4 protein-coding genes are annotated in these 4,054 nt (G+C 67.5%); all 4 read left to right on the forward strand.

Annotation, left to right across the window (positions count from 1 at the left end; all coding sequences use genetic code 11):
- The first annotated feature begins 168 nt into the window (after positions 1-168).
- The 4 genes from AB0H28_RS29915 to AB0H28_RS29930 all read left to right on the forward strand — a co-directional run bounded on the left by AB0H28_RS29915 (position 169) and on the right by AB0H28_RS29930 (position 3,891).
- Positions 169-1,257, forward strand: coding sequence for a tyrosine-type recombinase/integrase (locus AB0H28_RS29915; protein ID WP_358047456.1), 1,089 nt, complete (start codon positions 169-171; stop codon positions 1,255-1,257).
- Positions 1,258-1,261: 4 nt separating this feature from the next.
- On the forward strand, positions 1,262-1,579 hold the full coding sequence (locus AB0H28_RS29920) for a helix-turn-helix transcriptional regulator (protein ID WP_358047459.1): 318 nt from the start codon (positions 1,262-1,264) through the stop codon (positions 1,577-1,579).
- Positions 1,580-1,842: 263 nt separating this feature from the next.
- Entirely contained in the window at positions 1,843-3,360 is a 1,518-nt protein-coding gene (locus tag AB0H28_RS29925; protein ID WP_358047462.1) for a hypothetical protein, read from the forward strand.
- 9 nt (positions 3,361-3,369) lie between these two features.
- Positions 3,370-3,891 carry a hypothetical protein gene (locus tag AB0H28_RS29930; protein WP_358047465.1) on the forward strand — a complete coding sequence of 174 codons (522 nt, stop codon included), beginning with the start codon at positions 3,370-3,372 and terminating at the stop codon, positions 3,889-3,891.
- The last annotated feature ends 163 nt before the right edge of the window (positions 3,892-4,054 follow it).

The raw sequence follows: 4,054 nt of genomic DNA on the forward strand, positions 1-4,054 counted from the left end.
TGTCGGTAACGCCGTGGGTTCTTCCACGGCTTGCTGGTGAAACGTCGGTCGAGGTCGAGGTGGTAGGCGCTGGTTGCCTCGCGGTGCCACCGTTGATGGCCTGTCGGGATTCCTGACGCTTCTGTGGTATCTATGACGAGTGATCGAGACTCTTGAGGTGGCGGGTCGGTGAGCCTCGCGGTGGTGCGGTCGCTGAGGTCGACCCCTCATCTGTCCAGCGCTCAGGAGTTCGAGGATTTCGAGCAGGAGTTGGTCGACCAGTACGCACTGGCCGGCGTGGGAGCCGGTCACACCGACGGGTACGTGGCGCAGGAACGTGGCGTGCTGTTCGCCTTCGTGCGGTTCCTCGGCCGACCGGTGTGGACCGCGACGGTGAGCGACGGCGATCGGTTCCTGGCGCACCTGCGCAAGGACCGGGGCTTGTCGCACCGCACGGTGCATGGCAGGGCGTTGATGCTGGGCCGGTTCTTCGACTTCCTGATGAGCCGCTACCAGGGCGAGATCTACGCCAAGACCGGACACGTGCTGGAGCAGCCCATCGACCACTTCAACCGGCCGAATCGCGCCGAGTACGCGACGCTGACGCGGGTGCCGCCCAGCGACGACGAGGTGGATCAGTTGTTCGGCCGATGGGGTGAGGCGCTGCCGGATGCTCGCAAGTACCTGCCCGCCACCCGCGACTATCTCGCGGCGTCGCTGTGGCGACGGGTTGGGCTGCGCATCAGCGAGACGCTGATGCTGGACATCCGTGACTGGCGTCCGGACCTCGGCGAGCACGGTCGGCTGCACGTTCGCTTCGGCAAGGGCAGCATGGGCAAGGGCCCGAAGACGCGCCTCGTGCCGGGGATCAACGACGCCGACGCGTTGCTCGACTGGTGGCTGACCGATGTGCGTCACCAGTTCGACGCCGACTACGGAAACCCCGACGCGCCGCTGCTGCCCAGCGAACGCCGTGACCAGCTCACCGGCCTGTGCAGGCGCACCGGAGACGACGCCCTGCGCACTGGCCTGGCCGCCGCTGTTCGGCAGTGGCTGCCGGCCTGGCAGGGTCGGTTGACACCGCACGTGCTGCGGCACTACTGCGCCTCGTCGTTGTATGCCCGAGGGATGGATCTCAAGGCGATCCAGGAGCTTCTCGGCCATGAGTGGCTGTCCACCACAACCCGCTACATCCACGTCCACGACAATCACGTTGAGCATGCCTGGAACACCGCCAACGACCGCGTCGCGGCTCGACTCAGCCTGGACCCGAGGTGAACTGATGCGCTGGAACCTGCGGATGAAGGCCGCCGAACAGGGAATTTGGAAGAGCACTGAGATGCGTCGGCGGTTCGCCGAGGCCGGGCTTGAGATCAGCGCCGGGAAGATGTCGGCGCTCTGGACCGGGAACCCCACCACCATCCGGCTCGACGACCTCGACGTCATCTGTGACGTGCTTGGCTGCACGCCGTCGGACCTGCTCATCCGCGAACCGGAGAAAGTCGCCGCGCGCCGGCCGCAGCGTGAGCAGCCACCGGCCGCCGCCGTCGGCGGTCCGGCGCCCCGGCTGGGTCGCAACCGCACGAAGCCACCCGCATGAGCCGACCGCGCCGCTGCAGCCGCTGCGCCATCAACCCCGTCGGCTACCCCGGTCGCGACACCTGCTACCAATGCGTGCCCAAGACGCTGACACCACGCCCGTGCATCCGCTGCGGCGTCAACCCGATCGCCTACTTCGGGCGCAGCACCTGCTACGAGTGCGTACCGAGAAGACGTAAAGGCCCGCCGCGGTGCAAGAAGTGCGGGACGACCACCGACTACTTTACCGCCGGCCGATGCCGCCGCTGCCACCGCAAAGCACCCGTGGTCGACAGCTGCGGCGACTGCCTCGCCTGGGGCGTCACCCGGCGCCGCGACTGGATCTGCCAAGGATGCGCCGCGTGGCGCATCCGCTTCCCGACCTCGCAGCGCTGCCGCTGCTGCCAACGCTGGGTGCCGGTCAACCTGCGCGGCGACTGCCGCCTCTGCATGCGCCAGGCCAACCTGGTGCGTCCCAAACACCAACGTAACGACGTGCTCCGCGCCAACCGCTACGGGCAGCAGTTGTTCCTGGCAGACCTGTTCCGTCAGAAACGACCAGAACCCAAGCCCGTGGCCCTTCCCGCACGCCCTCGGCACTATCCCGTCGCCCACCGGCAACTGGTCCTGTTGCCCACCGAGCCCGACCTGGCCGCCGGTCGCCGTGGCGGGTTCGCTGAGCCGCCACTGCCCGACCTGGCGTCCTACCTCGATGACGTACTGGTCGCGCACGCCACCGCGCACGGCTGGGCCAAAGGCACCGTGGTCAGCGCCCGCTCGGCCATCCGGATCCTGCTCGCCACGCAGCAGACCCCTGGCGCACCCATCACCGCCAGCGACGTGACGAAGCTGCGCACCATCGAGCTGAGCAGCACCCGCAATGTGACGACCATCCTGCGGATCGCCGGCATGCTGCACGACGACCGTGAACCGTCCATCAACGCCTGGTTCCGCGCCCAACAGCGCGACATCGCCACCCCGATGGCCGACGAGCTGCGCCTGTGGTTCGAGATGCTGCGCGACGGTTCCACCACACCGCCGCGATCGCGGCCCCGAACACGCCGCACCGTCACCTCGCTGGTCAGCTTCGCCGTTGGTGCCCTGCGCGACTTCAGCTGCGCCGGACACCAGTCTCTGCGCACCATCGACCGCCAGGCTGTTCTCGACGTGCTGCCCACCGACGCGCCGCGCCGCGACAAGACACTGACCTCGCTGCGGTCGCTGTTCCGCTACCTCAAGGCACGACGGGTCATCTTCACCAACCCCACCACCCGCATCCGCAGCGTCCCCGTGCAACTGCGCGAAGTGCTCCCCATCGACCTCGACCCGGTCCGCGACGCCATCACCAGCGACAATCCCCTGCGCGCTGCACTCGCCGCCCTGATCGCGTTCCACGCGCTGCGACCCCACCAGGTCGTCGCCATCCAGCTGCACGAGATCCGCGACGGCCGCCTGCACCTGCCCGACCGCACCATCCCGCTGGCAACCCCCGTCCGGCAACGACTCGCCGCGTGGCTCGACGAACGACAGCGGCGCTGGCCGAACACCGCCAACCCGCACCTGTTCCTCAACCACTACAACGCCACCCGCACCGCCCCGGCCAGCACCAACTGGATCACCAAGACCATCGGCGTCTCCGCCCAAGCACTGCGGATGGACCGCATCCTGCACGAAGCCATCACCACCGCCGGAGACGTCCGCCGACTGACCGACATGTTCGGCGTGTCCGTCCCCACCGCCGAGCGGTACGCCTTCACCGGCATCGAACCCGCCGAACCACGTACCAGAACGCCGCTGCCATAGGGTGCCCGCATGGAAATCCCCGGCCTTGGAACGGTCACCGAGGACCTCGACGGGTGGTACCGCAGCGAGCCTGTCACCGTGCCAGCCCTGGGCGACCGCATCCTCTACGTGATGGTCAACGGCTACGACGACGATCCGGCCAAGGAAGACTTCCACGCAGCCATCGCCGCGTTCCTCAGCATCGACGACTCCGTCGTGGAGGCCGCCGCACCAGCAATCTTCGACTACTACCAGGACGTCGCATCCGAGTTCACGGACGGCTCCTTGCCCGTAACGATCTCCAGCCCTGACCAGGTCTGGGCGTACATCCACCCTGTCGAGGTTGCCGTCGAGCGAGACAGCTTCCGCGACCAGCACGTCTACGTCACGGTCGAGTGCAACTGCGACTGGGAGCCCGAACACGGACTCCAGATCGTTCTGCGAGACGGCCGAGCAGTGACCAAGGTCGGCCCATACGACGGCCACCTCACCAACGCAGCCGCCTTCAACCGCGACGACCTTGAAGGCGTCGTCTACCACCGGCTGAGGTAGCGCCACCGACTGAGGCCGTCCGGCACCTGCCGCCCTCGATCGACGAACGGCGATCACCCTGCCGTCAGTTCGTGAACCCACGGACTCAGATAGCCTCATAGCTGCGTACCTCCCTTCAGTTCCGGCGTAATGACACTTCGGAATTCGTGAACTCACGGACCTT

The organism is Micromonospora sp. NPDC050980 (genome assembly GCF_040653835.1).
Lineage (GTDB): Bacteria > Actinomycetota > Actinomycetes > Mycobacteriales > Micromonosporaceae > Micromonospora.